This is a genomic window from Shewanella sp. SM32, from assembly GCF_025654235.1.
Taxonomy (GTDB): Bacteria; Pseudomonadota; Gammaproteobacteria; order Enterobacterales; family Shewanellaceae; genus Shewanella; species Shewanella oncorhynchi.
In genome coordinates this window covers 1-507 of sequence record NZ_JAKKRO010000191.1, presented here as the reverse complement: position 1 = coordinate 507, position 507 = coordinate 1, and the positions used below count along the sequence as shown (strand labels likewise).

The window sequence follows — 507 nt, the reverse complement described above, 5'->3', positions numbered from 1 at the left end:
CACACCAAAAGCATCTCCGATTACCCCTGAACAAATTGAAATCCGTGAGCTGAAGAAGCAAATAGCTCGTCTTGAGGAGCACAATCTTATCCTAAAAAAGGCTACCGCTCTCTTGATGTCAGACTCGATGAACAATTTACGCTAATCAGCGCACTCAAGCAGAGCCACTCTATTCTCACAATTTGTAATGCATTCAAAGTGCATCGAAGTAGCTATAAGTATTGGCTAAAAAGAAAAGAACATATTGATGCAGACTTGACTATTTTATGCAGTGAAGTGAAGGCCGCACATCGTATTAGTCATGGCTCTGCCGGTGCGCGAACGATAGCGCAATTAGTGACTAACAAAGGGATTGGTCTCAGTCGTTATCGAGCCCGTAATCTAATGAAAAAGCTTGGGTTATTAAGCTGTCAGCAGCCTAAGCATTCTTATAGGAAAGCGACACAAGAGCATGTTGCAATCCCCAATACGCTAAATCGACAGTTTGCAGTAACTCAACCAGATCAA

General features: G+C 42.6%; 1 pseudogene. It reads left to right on the top strand.

Annotated features, from left to right (window positions below):
• Window positions 1-507, top strand: a pseudogene (locus L5M10_RS24135) (IS3-like element ISSba5 family transposase); the annotation flags it as partial.